Here is a 16,520-nt window from a genome sequence, read left to right as displayed (position 1 = left end):
GAGGAAAACAAATATATCTGCCGCGATTGCCATGATCCGGTTCAGCTCATAACCTGCACGCCATTTTGTTTGTCTGCCGAGCCATTCCATGACTGCCACCTCTGTCGCACAGGCGCAGCGCTTTTCCCGCTCCGACTACAAAACCCTGGGCCTGGCCGCCTTAGGCGGTGCCTTGGAAATCTACGACTTCATCATCTTTGTGTTTTTCGCGCTCACCCTGAGCCAACTGTTCTTCCCGCCGGAAATGCCCGAATGGCTGCGCTTGCTGCAAAGCTTCGGCATCTTTGTCACCGGCTATCTCGCGCGCCCGCTGGGCGGCATCCTGATGGCGCATTTTGCCGATCACCTGGGGCGCAAACGGGTATTCAGCCTGAGCATCTTGATGATGGCCTTGCCTTGCCTGCTCATCGGGATCATGCCCACCTATGCCCAGATCGGTTATTTCGCACCGCTGATCCTGCTGGCGCTGCGAGTGCTGCAAGGTGCGGCGGTGGGCGGTGAAGTGCCCAGTGCCTGGACCTTCGTCGCCGAGCACGCGCCGCGCAACCATCGCGGGTATGCCCTCGGTTTCCTACAGGCAGGGCTGACCTTCGGCTACTTGCTCGGCGCCCTGACCGCGACGCTACTGGCGCAAGTTTTTACAGCTGCTGAGATCCTTGACTACGCCTGGCGTTTCCCCTTCCTGCTCGGCGGCGTATTCGGAGTAATCGGCGTTTGGCTGCGCCGTTGGCTCAGTGAAACGCCAGTCTTCCTGGAGATGCAGGCGCGTCGCCAGGCCGCCGCCGAACTGCCGCTGCGCACCGTATTGCGTGACCACCGCGCGGTGCTGCTGCCGGCGATGATCCTCACCTGTGTTCTCACCTCGGCAGTGGTGGTGCTGGTGGTTATCACCCCGACCATGATGCAAAAAACCTTCGGCATGAGCCCCAGTCACACCTTTGCGTTAAGCGCGCTGGGCATCGTGTTCCTCAATATCGGTTGCGTGCTCGCCGGCCTGCTGGTGGACCGCATTGGGGCCTGGCGCGCGGTGCTGGTCTACAGCCTCTTGCTGCCGGTGGGAATTGCGCTGTTGTACGCCAGCCTCATCGCCGGCGGTGTGTGGCTTGGTGCGGCGTACGCCGTGGCGGGCTTGAGCTGTGGCGTGGTGGGCGCTGTGCCGTCGGTGATGGTTGGTCTGTTTCCGGCGCCGGTGCGGGTATCGGGGATTTCCTTTACCTACAACATCGCCTACGCGCTGTGGGCCAGTACCACCCCGCTGATGCTGATCGCATTGATGCCCACCAGCCCGTGGATTTGCGTGGGCTACTGCGTGGTGATGGGGGCGGTGGGAGTGGGCAGTGTGGCGCTGTTTGGCAAGCGCCACACCTTGATGGCCTGAGGGTCAGGTCAAGAAGTGCCAGAGCAGCAACGTACCGACCAGGCCGACCACGGACACGATGGTCTGCAGCACTGACCAGACCCAGATAGTCTGCTTGAGCTGCAGCCCGAAGTATTCGCGTACCATCCAGAACCCGGCATCGTTGACGTGGCAGAAGAACACCGAGCCGGCACCGATCGCCAGGGCCACCAGTGAGCTTTGCGTCGCCGCCAGGCCCGCCATCATCGGTGCCAGGATGCCCGCGGTTGTGGTGGTGGCGACGGTGGCCGAACCCGTGGCTTGGCGCAACGCCACGGCGATCAGCCAGGCCAGCAGCAGATAGGGCATGTGTGCGCCTTCGGCAACTTTGCTGATGGTCTGGCTAACGCCTGCGTCGAGCAGCGTTTGCTTGAGGCCGCCACCGGCACCGATGGTCAACAGCAACACCGCAATCGGCGCGAGGGCCTTGCGCAAGGTATTGCCGACCTCAGCCCGCGGCATGCCGGCGGCCCAGCCCAGGCAGATCACCGCGCCAATCACCGCCAGGCCGAGGGCGATCAGCGGTTCGCCGAGGAATTTGAGCGTCAGGCCGGCGCTGCTGTCGGCGGGCAACGCAACCTTGGCCAAGGTGCTGCCGAGCATCAGAATCACCGGCAACAGGATGATCAGCAACGACACGCCAAAGCCCGGCTGGCGCGGGGCCTTGGGCGGTGCACTGAACAGCGCGCCGATGTCGGCAGGTTCATCCACATGCAGGCGCTTGGACAACCAGTTGCCATAGATCGGCCCGGCCAGCATCACCGCCGGCACCGCCAGGCAAAAACCCAGCAACATGGTCAGGCCCAGGTCGGCGTGCAACGCGCCCACCGCTATCAACGGCCCCGGATGGGGCGGCATCAGGGCGTGCAACGTGGTCATACCCGCCAGCGCCGGGATGGCGATTTTCAGCAAAGGCTGGTTTGAACGTTTGGCCATGACAAAGATGATCGGCACCATCATCACCAAGCCCACTTCGAAGAACAGTGGCAAGCCGATCACCATCGCTACCAAGGCCATGACCCACGGTAATGACTTGCCCTTACCCAGCCCCAATAGCGTGGTGGCGATACGGTCGGCCGCGCCGGACTCGGCCATCAGTGCACCGAGCATCGAGCCCAGGGCGATGATAATTCCAGCCTCCCCAAGGATCGCCCCGGCGCCTTTACTGAAGGCTTTAGCCACCTCTTCCGGCGGCAGGCCGGCGCCGACCCCAGCGATAAAGGTGCCGATCAAAATCGATAGGAACGGCGGTAACTTGGTCGCGCTGATCAGCACGATGATGCTGGCGATAGCCAGTAAGACGCAAAACATAAGGCGAGTGTCGTGAACCATCCACGCAGCAGTCGATAACTCCAAAACGGAACTCCTTATCGAACAGGTTGGGGAATTGTTTCTTTTTGTTTCCTGCGTGCAAAAGCATACCTGATCGCCCGATGGCGCCACAGGAAGCTGCGCTGGATCAACGATGTTTCATCTTTCCAATATTTAGGGTTCTACTTGCTTCGTTAGGGCTTCAGAAAACCCCGGCAGCGCCGATGCAGCTCAGATCTATTTCCCTAATCGCCATCGGTGAACCATGTTCAACACCCGTTTGAAGCAAGAGCTAGCAGCTCTTCGCGAAGAGTTGTCCAGCTTGAATCAGGTCAAGGAGAGCCTCGAAAGCGAAATGCTGTGTTTGACTCTGGATGCCGAGGGCCGGGTGGAATGGGCCAATACCAATTTTCTGCAGGAGTTGGCTTACCAGGCGAGCGCGATTCTGGGACGCCCGATTGAAGAGTTGGTACCGGCTCACGTACGTCAGGACTCGTTCCAACTGCGCTTCAAGAATGCGCTGACACGCGGTGAGCATTTCGCCGGCACCGTGCGCCTGATGCGCGGCAATGGCAAGGAAGCGTGGCTGCGCTCGATTGTGCAGCCTGTGCGCGACGCAAGCGGGCGGATCAAGCGCTTTTCGATCTTCTCCAGCGACCTCACCCGCACCATCGAAGCCTCGCGCGAGCATGAAAACCTGATCGGCGCGCTGGTGCGTTCCACGGCCGTGATCGAATTCGACCTGGGCGGGCATGTGCTCACCGCCAATGACCGCTTCCTCAATGGCATGGGTTACACCCTGGCGCAGATCCAGGGCAAGCATCACCGGATGTTTTGTGAACCACAGGAATACAACAGCGAGGCCTACGCGCAGTTCTGGCAGCGTCTGAACGCCGGTGAGTTCGTCGCGGCGCGCTTCAAACGAGTGGATAGCCATGGCCGCGCGGTGTGGCTGGAAGCCACCTACAACCCCGTGCTCGACGCTAACGATCGGCTGTACAAAGTGGTTAAGTTCGCCACGGTGATCACCGATCAGGTCACCCGCGAACAGGCGGTATCCGACGCCGCCAATATTGCCTACAGCACCTCCGTGCAAACCGACAACAGTGCACAGCGCGGCACCGCAGTGGTGACTCAGGCGGTGGGTGTGATGCGCGACCTGGCCCAGCATATGCAACAGGCCGGAGAGGGCATCGAGGCGCTGAACGCTCAGTCCCAAGTGATCGGCAGTATCGTCAAGACCATCAGCGGTATCGCCGAGCAGACCAACTTGTTGGCACTCAACGCGGCGATTGAAGCGGCGCGCGCCGGAGAGCAGGGCCGGGGCTTCGCGGTGGTGGCCGATGAGGTGCGCCAGTTAGCTTCACGCACCAGTAAAGCCACCGAGGAAATCGTCGGCGTGGTGCGCCAGAACCAAGACATGGCGCGCGATGCGGTCAGCTTGATGACCGATGGTCGACTGCAAGCCGAGCAAGGCCTGGCCCTGGCGGCGGAAGCGGGCACAGTGATTGTGGAAATCCAGGACGGCGCGCAGAAAGTGGTCAGCGCTGTAGGACAATTCGCCAATCAACTGTCGAGCTGACCCTTGGAGCTTGTGCTTGAGGTATCGTAGGTTTTTTCGCTTAAAGAGCCGACCTGCATGAGCCCTGAACACTGCCGTCCTGTCCCCCTGCCCAAGGCCTACCGCTTGCTCAATCACGGCCCAACCGTGCTGGTGAGCGCCGCCCATGACGGCCAGCGCACCATCATGGCGGCCGCCTGGGCCATGCCGCTGGATTTCGAACCGCCGAAAGTCGCGGTGGTGTTGGACAAAGCCACCTGGACCCGCCAACTGCTGGAAGGCGCCGGCACCTTCGCAGTGCAGGTGCCGTGTGCGGCCCAGGCCGACCTGGTGCAAACCGTCGGCACGACCAGCGGCCGTGACCTCGACAAGTTCGCCGCCTATGACCTGCGCACCTTCACAGGTGAACACACCGACGCTCCGTTGCTGGAGGGTTGCGTGGCATGGCTGGAGTGCCGCCTGCTCCCCGAGCCGCATAACCAGCAGACCTATGACCTGTTCCTCGGTGAAGTGGTGGCCGCCTATGCCGATGAGCGCGTGTTCAGTGACGGCCACTGGCACTTCGATGGGCATGACGAGCTGCGCACTCTGCACCATGTGGCGGGCGGGCATTTCCTGACCATCGGCCAGCCGATCGATGGGCGCCTGTTGTAAACCTGACCAGCGCGTTCAACGTCCCAGCATCTTTACCCAGCGCGACGGCGGCATGCCGTAGGTGCTGCGAAATTGCCGGGTCATATGGCTCTGGTCGGTGAAGCCGGCGGTCAGCGCAGCGTCCACCAGGGGTTGGCCTTGGGCCAGCAAGCTGCGCACCAAGTCCAACCTGCGCATGGTCAGGTAACGGTAGGGGCTGGTGCCGAACAGCAGGCGAAAATCCCGCGACAACGCCCAGCGGTCGCGTCCGGCGTGTTCGGCCATTTCTTCCAATGTGATGTTGCGTCCCAGAGCGCTGTGAATAAATTCCCGCGCCCGCTCGGCAGCCACGTAGTCGAAGGTTTTGCGGCTGACGATTGCCCCCGCCGCAGCGCTCAGGGCCTGGGCCAGGTCGAACAGTGCATCCTGTTCCTGCAACGGGTCGACCGGGTATTCCAGGTTTTGCAGCAGCACGTCGCTGGCGCGGAACAGCCGCGGGTCGGTGGACACACCGCCAGGCACAAACGGCAAAGGCTTGCCGCCGAGAATCTGCTGGATCAGCGCAGGCTCGACATAAATCATGCGGTACTTGAAACCTTCCTCGCTGCCGGCGCGGCCGTCGTGGACCTCGTCTGGATGAATCACCATGGTCGTACCCGGAAGGCCATGGATCATGCCGCCGCGGTAATGAAAACTCTGCACGCCCAGCAACGTACGCCCGATGGCGTAGGTGTCATGGCGATGCGGGTCGAAGGCGAAGCCGGCGAAGTACGCCTCGATACGGTCCAGGCCGCTGGCGTGCGGCGCACGGTGGAGCCAGTCGAGCGTGGAGGTCGGGTTACCCATGGTGACTTGTCACAAAAAAGAGGTGGAAACACGTTAACCCAGTGTGGGCGTGCTGTCTGCTGGGGTCTTGTACGATTGTGCAGACAGCGCTTACAGCACGTTTGGCAATCGCTTAGCGCCCATGGTAAGAAGCCTTACGTTCAACACTGAGGTCGGGTCATGGGTAAGGTGCGGGTAGGTATTATTTTTGGCGGCCGCTCGGCTGAGCATGAAGTGTCGTTGCAGTCGGCCCGCAACATCGTGGATGCCCTCGACCGTACGCGCTTCGAACCGATCCTGATCGGCATCGACAAAGCCGGTCACTGGCACCTCAACGACACCTCGAACTTCTTGCTCAATCAGGAAAACCCGGCCTTGATCGCCCTCAACCAATCCAATCGCGAACTGGCGGTGGTGCCCGGTAAAGCCAATCGCCAAGTGGTGGAAACCTCCGGCCAGGGCGTGCTGGAACATATTGACGTGATCTTCCCCATCGTCCACGGCACCCTGGGTGAGGATGGTTGCCTGCAAGGTTTGTTGCGCATGGCCGATCTGCCGTTTGTCGGCTCGGATGTGCTGGGTTCGGCGATCTGCATGGACAAGGACATCAGCAAGCGCCTGCTGCGTGACGCCGGAATTGCCGTCACACCGTTTATAACGCTCACCCGTGGCAATGCGGCGCGCACCTCGTATGAAAAGGCGGTGAAGACGCTGGGCTTGCCGCTGTTCGTCAAACCGGCCAATCAGGGCTCCTCGGTGGGCGTAAGCAAAGTCAGCAGCGACGCCGAGTACCGTGCCGCCGTCGAACTGGCGCTGGGTTTCGATGAGAAGGTGTTGGTGGAGTCCGCCGTTCAAGGCCGTGAAATCGAATGCGCGGTATTGGGCAACGACAACCCCATCGCCAGCGGTTGTGGCGAAATTGTGGTGAGCAATGGGTTCTATTCCTACGACAGCAAATACATCGACGAACAGGCCGCTCAGGTGGTGGTGCCGGCCGCGATCAGCCATGACGCCAGCGAACGCATTCGCCAGTTGGCAGTGCAGGCGTTTGAAGTGCTGGGCTGCTCGGGGCTGGCGCGGGTCGATGTGTTTCTCACCGACAAGGGCGATGTGGTGATCAACGAAATCAACTCACTGCCCGGCTTCACCCGCATCAGCATGTACCCCAAGTTGTGGCAGGCCGCGGGGATGAGCTACAGCGAGCTGATCACCCGCCTGATTGAACTGGCGATGGAGCGGCATGCGGCGCGCAAGGGGCTGAAGATCAGCCGCTGAGTGAGCCTGTTGCAGTGAGTGGGCTTGCCCCTTCCAGTCAGTCGCCCAGCGCTTGGCCTTCGCGCCGAGGATCGGCGCCGCCGTTCAGCGAGACCTTGCCTTGCGTGTCCCGCATGCGAACGATGGCCTGTACGCCGCTGGTCATCTCGATCTCGCTCAGCGTGTGGCCCTTGTCTTTCAGCGCTTGCTTGAGCGTCGGGCTGAACAGGCCGGCCTCCAGTTCGGTCGCGCTATTGCGACTGCCGAAATTGGGCAGGTTGATGGCGGCCTGCGGATCGAGTTTCCAGTCGAGCATGGCCACCAGCGACTTGCTCACGTATTCGATGATTTGCGAGCCGCCGGGAGAGCCTACGGTGGCCAGCAGCTCCCCGCTCTGGCGGTCGAACACCAAGGTCGGCGCCATGGACGAGCGCGGCCGTTTGCCGGGTTGCACGCGGTTGGCCACAGGCTGGCCATTCTCTTCGGGGACAAATGAGAAGTCAGTCATCTGATTGTTGAGCAAAAAGCCCTGGACCATCAGGTGGGAGCCAAACGCGGCTTCCACGGTGGTGGTCATCGACACCGCACCGCCCAGGTCATCCACAGCCACCACTTGCGAGGTGGAGATGCGCAGGGGCGAACGATCCGGCGCATACGCCACCTGCAGGCCGGCCGGTTGACCGGGCTTGGCTACACCCATGCTGCGCTCGCCGATCAACGTGGCGCGCTGGGCCAGGTAGTCCGGGGCGATCAGGCCGGCGACCGGAACCGGTGTGAAGTCGGTATCGGCCACATACAGGGCGCGATCGGCAAACGCCAGGCGCCCGGCTTCGGCGAGCAGATGCACGGCCTCGGGCGTCGGTTCCAGCCCGGCGGGCGACGGGCTCTTGAGCGGCGTCATCGATGCGATGGCCCAGCGTGGGTCACGGGCTTCCAATGCCTGCAAGGTGCCCAGGATCTGCGCCACGGCAATCCCGCCGGAGGACGGCGGCGGCATGCCGCACACCCGCCCGAGTATCTGAATGACACTAACAGTTATCGCCATATAAGTCATTGATTTATATATGAATTGTCTATCTAACAGTTTTCAAGAATTTAGTATCGACGATACCGTCTAGGTGACGCGCTCGAAGGAGTAAGAGCTCGCGCAATGTTTCTACAGGTGGGTAGCAGACGCCTGCCAACCCGTGTTCCTGTCGAACGGATCATGCTTCCCCATCTCTAGAGAAATGCCCACCCAAACAACGTTCACATATGCAGGCGCCTCGAAATCGGCTTCAATAGCATTGATGGCTCAATGCCACCCGCACTGGAAGTAGAAAAAACAGCCAAACTCGAAAGCTTGCAACTCTAAAATGGATGATTTGAAGTGAATAAGACTTACCCAAAAGGATCGGAATGGCGCAAATGGGATCTTCACGTGCACACCCCTGCCTCTGTGCTCAGAAATGAATTTGGCCAAGATTGGGACAGATATGTAACTGAACTCTTCACGCGAGCTATTGCATCCGGAGTTAGCGCAATTGGTGTTACCGATTATTATCTACCAGAAGGGTACAAGATTCTTAAACAAAATTATTTAGACAACCCTGAAAAGATGCAGGAACTTTTTGATGCCCAAGCTCTTCTTGCTATTAACGAAATCAAAGTATTCCCCAATATAGAGTTTCGAATTAACAAATTGGTTATTGGCAAAGAAGCCGATCTTTCCTGGAATCGAAAGGTTAACTACCACGTTCTATTATCCGATGAAATACCTGTAGAAAAAATTGAAAGCGATTTCATTTCGCAGATCCAGATTTTTTTCAATGCTACCGTTGGCAGCCAAATTGAGCGCCGTCCACTTACAAGATCTAATCTTGAAGAACTCGGTCAGCGTTTGATTGCAGAACACCCACCATTCGCAACAAGTGGTAGCGCACTATTCGTTGGAATGATGTGCGCATCTGTAGATGAAGATGAAATTTCGAGGCTTCTTAATCAGAATGCTTTTTTTAGAGAAAGGTACCTGACAGCTCTTCCGTGCGACGAAGACCTTAGCGATGTCAACTGGAACTCACAGGGACACAATTTACGCAAAAACCTTATAAAACAGGCGCACTTCATATTTTCGTCAAATCAAAAAACCGCAGCATTCTTTCTTGGTGGCAAAGAAAAAGCCTCCTTCATAAAAGAGTTTGGAGCAATTAAAGCTTGTTTATGGGGCTCCGACGCACATAAATGGGATGAGCTATTCAACCCCGCCAAAAAAAGACATACATGGGTCAAAGGTGATTTAACTTTTTCAGGCTTAAAACAGGTAATTTACGATCCTAGCTCAAGGGTTGCGATACAAGAGCTCTCACCGCAGCAAAAAAGCCCGTACCAGACCATTGAAAAAGTTCGCTTCTTAAACAATAGGCAGCAAAAGCTATTCAGCGAGGAATGGCAAGAACTCAATCCGGATCTGAATACGATCATAGGAGGAAAATCTTCCGGAAAATCTTTATTACTCTATCATATTGCCAAAGCGGTAAATGCAGAAGAAGTTGACAGTAAAATACAGTTAGCTAAGGCGTCGACTTACACGGGATTACCGTCTCTTGACTTTGAAGTGCACTGGTCTAACGGCGATGTTAGCCGGCTTTCAGAAACCTCAGAAAAAAAGCCCATAACATATATACCTCAGCTCTATATTAACCATCTCGCCGAGGAAGATGGAAGATCCCAGCTCAACACGCTAGTGCAGGACATACTTCTACAAAACTCAACATTTCAACAGTTTTCTGAAAACCAAGAAAGAAAAATAGTTACAACCAACAAAGATATAAATCAAAAGATCGACTCTTTTTTTGAGCTTAGAGCCAAGTACAGCTCTCTAAATAAGGAGGCAGAAGCAATTGGAACGCGACCTGCTATTACGGCCGAGATTGAAAGATTGCAGGCTGAAATTAAAACTTTGCGCGAAAAATCCGGCTTCTCCGATTTAGAGGAGCAAAAATACAAGCGTCTTTCGACTCGCAAATCAAGCCTTGATAAGCGGGAAGCTATTATTTCCAAAATTGAGACTGGGTGTCAGCAGATAACCGCGTCTGTCACGAGTAGATTTAATGCCCAAATCGAAACCCTTAAAGACTCGATACTTGCTGATATAGATCTGCCAAGCGAGTCAACCTTTGCAAGCAATGCTCTTGACTCTTTAGAGCGAAAACTATTGCGCGCAGTTGAAAACTTTAAGCAAGAACTATCTCACAGCATTCAAAACATACCAGCATTAAATATAAAAATAGCAACTGAATCCAGCGAAATCGACAAAGCACTTCAACCTCTTTTAATTAAAATCACTGACCAAGCAACACTTGACCTTGCAACCAAAAAGCTAAAAGCAGAGGAAGGAAAGCTAAAACAGCTAGATGATATTGCCGAGAAACAAACATCAATAAAAACACAAGGATTAGATTGCAAGCAAGAGCTAACCAATCTATACACCCAACTTATACAAACCTATTACGATTATGCTAAAGAAACCTCAAAGCCGGATTATCAATTTGAAGACGACATTGCGGTATCAGCAGAAGTCATGCTGAACGAGGATAAGTTCAACGAGTTCTCCCTGTTATTTGATCGGCGCGGTAATATGAGCACTTTATTAGGTGATCTGGTACTACCCACGGGCGAGCTAAACTTCAATATCGAAACTCATGCAGAACGCATCACAAACACACACTCTACCTACATCAAAAAGATCAATATTCCCGCGACTCGCAAAGGCATAGAAGACATTGAGGTAATTAGAAAACTTTATAGCGATTGCTTTTATATAAACTATGTCGTACATTATAAAAGCGATGATATTGCAACCATGTCACCAGGCAAACGTGGATTGGTGCTATTAAATTTGATTTTGCATTTAAGCAACGCATCACATCCAATTCTTATCGATCAACCAGAAGACAACTTAGATAACAGAACTATTTACGACCAACTGAAAGATTTTATCAGGCAGAAAAAAAGAAAACGCCAAATAATTATGGTCACTCACAACGCGAACCTAGTGGTAGCAGCTGATGCGGAGTGCGTAATTGTAGCGAACCAAGCAGGCCAACAATCGGACACCACTGTAGACAACTATCGATTCGAATACTTCAGTGGAAGCTTAGAGTGCTCTTATGAGGCACCGCTGACAGGCGGCCCATTGAGATCTCAGGGCATCCGACAGCATGTATGCGAGATCCTGGAAGGCGGAGTTACGGCCTTCAAGGAACGGGAACTAAAATATGGCTTTAAAATTTAGCTATTATCAAATAAGGCGTGAAGCATTTTTCTTTAGCTTTGTCTGATCGCAGATCTGTTAAGTTGATTTAAAAACGGAAAAATAAAAGGGAAGAACAACACACTCAATCAGGGGCCTTTCCGTTAGGGGGCCCTGACTTCGGTACAAAGGTGACAACCTTACCGTCAACGACCCCCTTCAAGTGGGCCATTTCAAGTATCAAAACCTGATTTACAGATGCCAATCGGGCGAGCTCTTCCAGAAGCTGCTCGTTTTCCGCACGGAGGGCACGATTTTTCTCCTTCTCAACCATCAGCGCCTGGTGTTTCGAATCACGCTGGGCGCGTACTGACTTGCCCATGAGCGTGCGAATTCTCTCCGCTACCGCAGGGTACGTGTTGTGAATTAGGCCAGGTGTAACTCCTGCTGCTCGGGCAACCGACGCGATGGAAATCTTCTCGTTACCTGCGACAAAGCCATCAATGACTTTATCAAGGGCATCTAGTGTTTTTGACCGCGAACGGCCAGGGGCCTGCCCCTCAGTCGGCTTAATAGGCATTCCCAGCCTCGTTAATGTCGTCATTGATGGGAGATAGGCCTAAGCTTTTGATGACATCCAGTGCAACTTGCATGTCGCGCTCTGCTCGCTGCCTAACAGCAGGGCCTGCATCTACGATTTTGATCAGCTCCAGCTGTTGGCTGTAAATATCCTGCCACGTGCCAGCGAAAAACTCATCAATCACCGAGCTTTTGCATCCAGGGCAGCGTGTAGCTTCGTATAGTCCAGCTCCACCGCAGCCCCGCTCCGTCGCAATGCACCAGCCGTGGCCAGTTGCACGAATGTTGGCATGTGGGGCCGTTTGGGCAAGTAGAGCGGCCCTGTCTTTGATAGGGATAGCCCGCATCTCCACGATCTTTTCGCCCGCCCCGCCAGCTAATGGCTGATCGTCGAGCCATGACTCGATCAGGTCGATTTTGAATTCGGTCATTTGCTGGAAGATTTCGTCAAAAAGGCTTAGATCTTGTTGCGGATTCGATGCATAGAGTTGAGTCATGCTCATGCTGGTATGTTTGAACTGCCATTTTAAATAGATCAATGAGGTGCGACCCATACGGGATTCCACAAAGCATCGAGCATAAGTTCGTCTACATTGGTGCGTCCTCAGTGGCCAACTGCTCCCAGCAGCTTTGGCTAACCGATCAAATGCATAATTGGATGCCTGCCCGCTAAGGGCTTCAACATATTGATCCTGGAGTCTTCCGCCCGGAGCGTGCCGTCCAAGAAATAGCTTTTTCGAGTCCCTTCTCGCCTTTTCCAGCCGGAGCAGGTGTTCGGCGGGGGCATCTGGATCGGTAACTTTTTCAAGAAGCCTGATCTCTTGATCTAGTTCCTTTCTGATAGTTACTGAATATTTTGCTAAGATTTCAAGCGCGTTCAGAGTTAACTCAGGGACGAGATACTCTACGCGCCCTTTCCCGGTTTTGTGCTCTATCGTGGAAACCCAGCAAAACAAAACTCCGTCTTTAACAACACGGCGCCAAGCTCCAACCTCGATCCCAATAGCCTCATCATTACGCATGCCGCTAGTTATTGAAACTATAAAAAGTACCGCATCTCTGCAAAGCACTGATAGCTGATCATCGCTAGGGTTGTATCCAATGCCATTTAGCGAAAGCTCGGTTTTCATACCCTGAACGACAGTCTCGGAAAAATTGAATATTTTCGATAGCTCTTCAGGCGGAATTATATCGGTTCGACCTACGTTCTTGTTAGCAGCGCCAAGACCTTTTACCTTACCAATTCCACATATTCGCCATAGTGTAGAGTTGCCCCACGGATAACTCTGAAGCGGGAACAGCATATCGGCAGCGAAAACCCAAAGGAAATCAATAATACGTAGTCGCCCATACAACGGTAGCGGTCTCAGTTTCAGATCATGCTTACAATGATGGATATAATTACTGATATGGATTGGACGGACATCAGAGAATCTCGCGATACCAAGATCTTTAAGCCAGCGCAAAAATGGCATAACGCTTCCTACCGCCAAAGTTGTAATACCTCTGGCGATAGGTGGTTTTGAACTGGGCATACCCCTTTTAAACCACGCATAAGTCACGGCTTTGCAATCTTCAATGAGCGTTTGAGGAATGCTCGTATCCCAGTTTATGAATTTAAAGTATTCGGCAACATTGGCCTGATCAAAAAACGGTCGAAGATCCCACTTGGAATCCCCGAGCCTGCTGAGAACTAGCGTTTCACCATGTTCGTCAACAATTGCGCTCACGATAATAGCGTCTCGCTCTGCGGGACTCAGGCCATTGGCTGTAACTGGCTGCGCAATGAGGACATCATACGCCTTCAAAACCGCATTCGAGCTCCTGATATTCAAACCCTGCCATCCCTTCTTTTTTTCATGAACTCAATTTTTTTTGCCCAAAACAAATGCGGAGATACTTCCGCCTTAACCTTTGCTCGGGCAACCAAAGCCGGATCAAACTTTTGTAGAGTAAATGCATCTATTAGCTGTATGTAGTTGAACTGGCGCTTGCGCCATGCCTCCCACTCATCCGTCAGATAGTATTCAACCTCCGCATAGAGGAATTGCTGGTAGCTGAATAGGCGATACAAATCCTCAAGTGTCCCGACGATGGCATAGCTAGGGCACCCAAGGCAGTGGATGAACTCAGAGCAATGATTGATCCCATCCTTAGGTGCCATATTGCCGTACAGGCTGTCTTGGCAACCTCCAGGAGGAGTAGGTGTAACGTGGGTTCCACGTAGCTTGTCAGGAAAGGCTTCACCAACAAAAATAGCTCCCTCAGCCTTGATTTCGTCGTTGATCCTTAAATAGTGGTTATCTGCAACCTGTGGTGTATGTCCCATGACTGATGAAACTTCGAGAATGTTCCCTCCGCTGAGCTTCCAAAGACGGCTTTCCATTGTCTTTCTCAATCGGCTGAGGGTGACATTCAATCGATTTCCTTGATCATCTTGGAGCGCATGTCGTTCGCAAATACTCCTGGTCGACGAAAAAACTGCACTTGGAGTTAGAGTTACAATTTCGTCAAAGCGGCCCGGCTGGCCAGAACGGTATAACCATACGCATGAGGAGATATCCTTCGATGCGAGCGGCACAAGCGTTTTACTCATCTCAAGAGCTTTATTCAGGACAGCAACGCCATCTAGTGGTATAGCGCTGTACTCATCCAGCAGATTGGTTTGGCGTATCGTTTTGCTCTGCGCACCGTTGCCCCGTCGCTTTATCGTAGTAATCAAGCGCAGACTAGGAACAAATGGGTGAGGCTTTAAAGCATCCCTTTTCATTTCTAGCAGTGGCGTGGTATTGATGCCCGATCTTGCGGCAGTAATTATTAACATCACTGTCATCGCCTCGGCGCCATTACCTAAAAAGGTTCCTTTATGAATCGCGACGAGATCGGTCTTCAATGCACCTAGCAGCCTTTGCATTTCCCCAATGGTTAGTGGGTCTGCATCTTTGGTGACTTTAGCATTATTTGGAAACGGGTTTGGTGGCAGCAGGTCATCAAGATCGCCTTCTACGAAACCGTAATCAGCCATGACAATCACGAGCGACTTGAAGCTAGTGTAGTAATTCTTGGCTGTCGATCCGTTCGGATATTTCAGTTTAAGCCAAGAGACGAAACGCTCCAAATGACGCTTGGTTAGATTATTAGGTGTAGCAGGAGGTGGCTCGACCGCTCCACCGGCCAAGAACGTTAAAAAATACCGCAGCCCATTTGAAGAATAACCTATCAAGGTCGCCACAGAGAAATTTCCTCCGTGAAGCAATATCCTTATTACATGCAGGCTCTGAATTGCCCAGGCATCAAAACCCAGGCCCAGGTATTTTTCATGGTCTAGTTTTTTATGGTTTCTAGGGTTTTTCGGAAGATCAATGCAGATATTGTTTTCAACAGCCTCGAATCCCTCTGTGACAGACTTCAACGATGCCGTGTAGTTTTTTTGCCTTGCCAATGTAACTACCTCAGATCTGCTTCGTAGAACTAGCCATAAACATCATGTCAATCTCGTCCTCATGCGCAAGGACGGATTGAGCCTCAAGCTGATTGATTAGATGAAGGTATATCATTGTTGTTTGGACGTCGGAATGGCCCAATCTGTCTCTTACGTACAGCAACGGCTCCCCTTCAAAGTCTTTACTTTTCCGAAGAGCCAGCAGCGTGTAAGTACCATAGGTGTGGCGAAGCATATGTGCACGGACATAGAAGCCGCACTTACGCTCATAAGACTTCATGACATCCACAACAGAATCCTTGGAGTAGTGTCTGCCTTCATTGGTAAGCAAGAGCGCCGTCACAGATCCATCACCTTGCGATTTACGAATCGCACGCTGATGAAGGGAATAAGACCACATGTCCTCCATCAGCGACCAAGGCACATCAATGGTTCTCGGGCGGTCGTACTTGATATGCATGTCAGAAGGATCAAGAGCAATGCTTATCATCTGCCCAGCGCGCAGCCCCTTTTTTAATCTAGGATTGAAAACGTACTTTAGGGGGAATGACCTTGCCTCGCAGGAGCGAAGCCCAGTACGAACCATGAGATGGAACAGTATTTGGTGACTAGGATCAGTATCTGCTGCAAGGCATACCTTGACCTGATCTTTGGTCAAAAATTTTGTCGGTCGCTTACGGTCACGCACCATCACCGACACTTTAGTATTCTCGGTTCCAGGCCTCGCAACGTGCGAAAGGAGTCCGTGGTGAGAGGCCGCTCTCACCCTTTTCTCTCCAAAGGGAAGAATGGTGATAAGGCCGCGCTGTTTGGCCCATCGGTAGAACCTCACTACCAGAGCGAGGCGATTATTCACTGTGCCAGGATCAAGAGATAATTCTCCGCTAGACCAATCCCTGTACCTGGAGAGAACGCTGAGCCCATGGGCCGGGCTTTCTTCGTTCCATGCCAAGCCATTGGCGTCTAGGAAGGCGAAGTAATCGAATAGACGGCGTCCGTAGGCTTCCCACGTCAGATCGCTCAGAGACTCCCCTGACTCAATGAGTGCTTGCCAAAGAAAGGTTTGCGCTGGCTCGACTGGCCATCCCTCAGGCCCAATCAGCAACGGAAAGCCTTCGAAGGATCTACCTGCCAGGGTTAGGTCTTTTGTAGCGAATACGAGCCTCATGCCGCTGCCTTAAGCCAGTGCTAATGGTTCCCTCTAGAAGGCTGGAAACGGCTGTCCCAGACGGTTCAGAAGGAGGCGCGGACTGTACAGGATTTACTAACGGTTACCACCCCTCAGATC

The 16,520-nt window shown here is 53.8% G+C and carries 11 protein-coding genes and 2 pseudogenes; 6 read left to right on the top strand and 7 right to left on the bottom strand.

Translation table 11 applies throughout. The annotated features are described in order from the left end of the window. Nucleotides 1–88 precede the first annotated feature (88 nt). Nucleotides 89–1,378, top strand: a complete 1,290-nt coding sequence (locus YA0848_RS31805; RefSeq protein WP_034095753.1) for an MFS transporter — start codon at nt 89–91, stop codon at nt 1,376–1,378. A gap of 3 nt (nt 1,379–1,381) precedes the next feature. Here the strand turns inward: YA0848_RS31805 and YA0848_RS31800 are convergent, their stop codons facing one another. Then, entirely contained in the window at nt 1,382–2,752 is a 1,371-nt protein-coding gene (locus tag YA0848_RS31800; protein WP_034111653.1) for a GntT/GntP/DsdX family permease, read from the bottom strand. Between the two features lie 220 nt (nt 2,753–2,972). On the opposite strand from YA0848_RS31800, the pseudogene YA0848_RS36840 reads away from it, so the two are divergent. The 3 genes and pseudogenes from YA0848_RS36840 to YA0848_RS31790 all read left to right on the top strand — a co-directional run. Further along, nucleotides 2,973–3,749, top strand: a pseudogene (locus tag YA0848_RS36840) (PAS domain-containing protein); the annotation flags it as partial. Continuing rightward, nucleotides 3,729–4,289, top strand: coding sequence for a methyl-accepting chemotaxis protein (locus tag YA0848_RS36835; RefSeq protein ID WP_371263984.1), 561 nt, complete (start codon nt 3,729–3,731; stop codon nt 4,287–4,289). The pseudogene YA0848_RS36840 and the gene YA0848_RS36835, both read left to right, overlap by 21 nt. 57 nt (nt 4,290–4,346) lie before the next feature. Beyond that, nucleotides 4,347–4,922 (top strand): flavin reductase family protein, encoded by a 576-nt coding sequence (locus tag YA0848_RS31790; protein ID WP_034111656.1) that lies wholly within the window; start codon nt 4,347–4,349, stop codon nt 4,920–4,922. Between the two features lie 15 nt (nt 4,923–4,937). On the opposite strand, the gene YA0848_RS31785 is transcribed toward YA0848_RS31790, so the two are convergent. Beyond that, nucleotides 4,938–5,747: an AraC family transcriptional regulator gene (locus YA0848_RS31785; RefSeq protein ID WP_034095757.1), complete on the bottom strand. Its 810-nt coding sequence runs from the start codon at nt 5,745–5,747 to the stop codon at nt 4,938–4,940. 159 nt (nt 5,748–5,906) lie between these two features. On the opposite strand from YA0848_RS31785, the gene ddlA reads away from it, so the two are divergent. Beyond that, nucleotides 5,907–7,001, top strand: a complete 1,095-nt coding sequence (gene ddlA, locus YA0848_RS31780; protein ID WP_169903768.1) for a D-alanine--D-alanine ligase — start codon at nt 5,907–5,909, stop codon at nt 6,999–7,001. A gap of 37 nt (nt 7,002–7,038) precedes the next feature. On the opposite strand, the pseudogene YA0848_RS31775 reads toward ddlA, so the two are convergent. Beyond that, a pseudogene (locus YA0848_RS31775) lies at nt 7,039–7,989 on the bottom strand (gamma-glutamyltransferase); the annotation flags it as partial. 360 nt (nt 7,990–8,349) lie between these two features. On the opposite strand from YA0848_RS31775, the gene YA0848_RS31770 reads away from it, so the two are divergent. Beyond that, nucleotides 8,350–11,253 carry a TrlF family AAA-like ATPase gene (locus YA0848_RS31770; protein ID WP_198731498.1) on the top strand — a complete coding sequence of 968 codons (2,904 nt, stop codon included), beginning with the start codon at nt 8,350–8,352 and terminating at the stop codon, nt 11,251–11,253. 103 nt (nt 11,254–11,356) lie between these two features. Here YA0848_RS31770 and YA0848_RS31765 read toward each other — a convergent pair whose 3' ends face one another. The 4 genes from YA0848_RS31765 to YA0848_RS31750 are packed head-to-tail and all read right to left on the bottom strand — an operon-like array spanning nt 11,357 to nt 16,400. Further along, entirely contained in the window at nt 11,357–11,791 is a 435-nt protein-coding gene (locus YA0848_RS31765; protein WP_198731497.1) for a TetR family transcriptional regulator, read from the bottom strand. Then, nucleotides 11,781–13,625, bottom strand: a complete 1,845-nt coding sequence (locus YA0848_RS31760) for a tyrosine-type recombinase/integrase (RefSeq protein ID WP_198731496.1) — start codon at nt 13,623–13,625, stop codon at nt 11,781–11,783. Before YA0848_RS31760 ends, YA0848_RS31765 begins: the two co-directional genes overlap by 11 nt. Next, nucleotides 13,622–15,232, bottom strand: coding sequence for a hypothetical protein (locus tag YA0848_RS31755; RefSeq protein WP_232925224.1), 1,611 nt, complete (start codon nt 15,230–15,232; stop codon nt 13,622–13,624). Before YA0848_RS31755 ends, YA0848_RS31760 begins: the two co-directional genes overlap by 4 nt. A 10-nt stretch (nt 15,233–15,242) precedes the next feature. Next, entirely contained in the window at nt 15,243–16,400 is a 1,158-nt protein-coding gene (locus tag YA0848_RS31750; protein WP_198731495.1) for a tyrosine-type recombinase/integrase, read from the bottom strand. Nucleotides 16,401–16,520 lie beyond the last annotated feature (120 nt).

Source organism: Pseudomonas sp. S4_EA_1b (assembly GCF_016307435.1).
Classification (GTDB): Bacteria; Pseudomonadota; Gammaproteobacteria; order Pseudomonadales; family Pseudomonadaceae; genus Aquipseudomonas; species Aquipseudomonas rhodesiae.
The sequence above is the reverse complement of the archived record's forward strand: the minus strand, read 5'-3'. Positions and strand labels throughout refer to the sequence as shown.

Bases quoted from the DNA above. Each gene is read 5' to 3' on its own strand.
- YA0848_RS31805 (WP_034095753.1), top strand. From the start codon at position 89: ATGACTGCCACCTCTGTCGCACAGGCGCAGCGCTTTTCCCGCTCCGAC.
- YA0848_RS31790 (WP_034111656.1), top strand. From the start codon at position 4,347: ATGAGCCCTGAACACTGCCGTCCTGTCCCCCTGCCCAAGGCCTACCGC.
- YA0848_RS31785 (WP_034095757.1), bottom strand. From the start codon at position 5,747: ATGGGTAACCCGACCTCCACGCTCGACTGGCTCCACCGTGCGCCGCAC.
- ddlA (WP_169903768.1), top strand. From the start codon at position 5,907: ATGGGTAAGGTGCGGGTAGGTATTATTTTTGGCGGCCGCTCGGCTGAG.
- YA0848_RS31765 (WP_198731497.1), bottom strand. From the start codon at position 11,791: ATGCCTATTAAGCCGACTGAGGGGCAGGCCCCTGGCCGTTCGCGGTCA.
- YA0848_RS31750 (WP_198731495.1), bottom strand. From the start codon at position 16,400: ATGAGGCTCGTATTCGCTACAAAAGACCTAACCCTGGCAGGTAGATCC.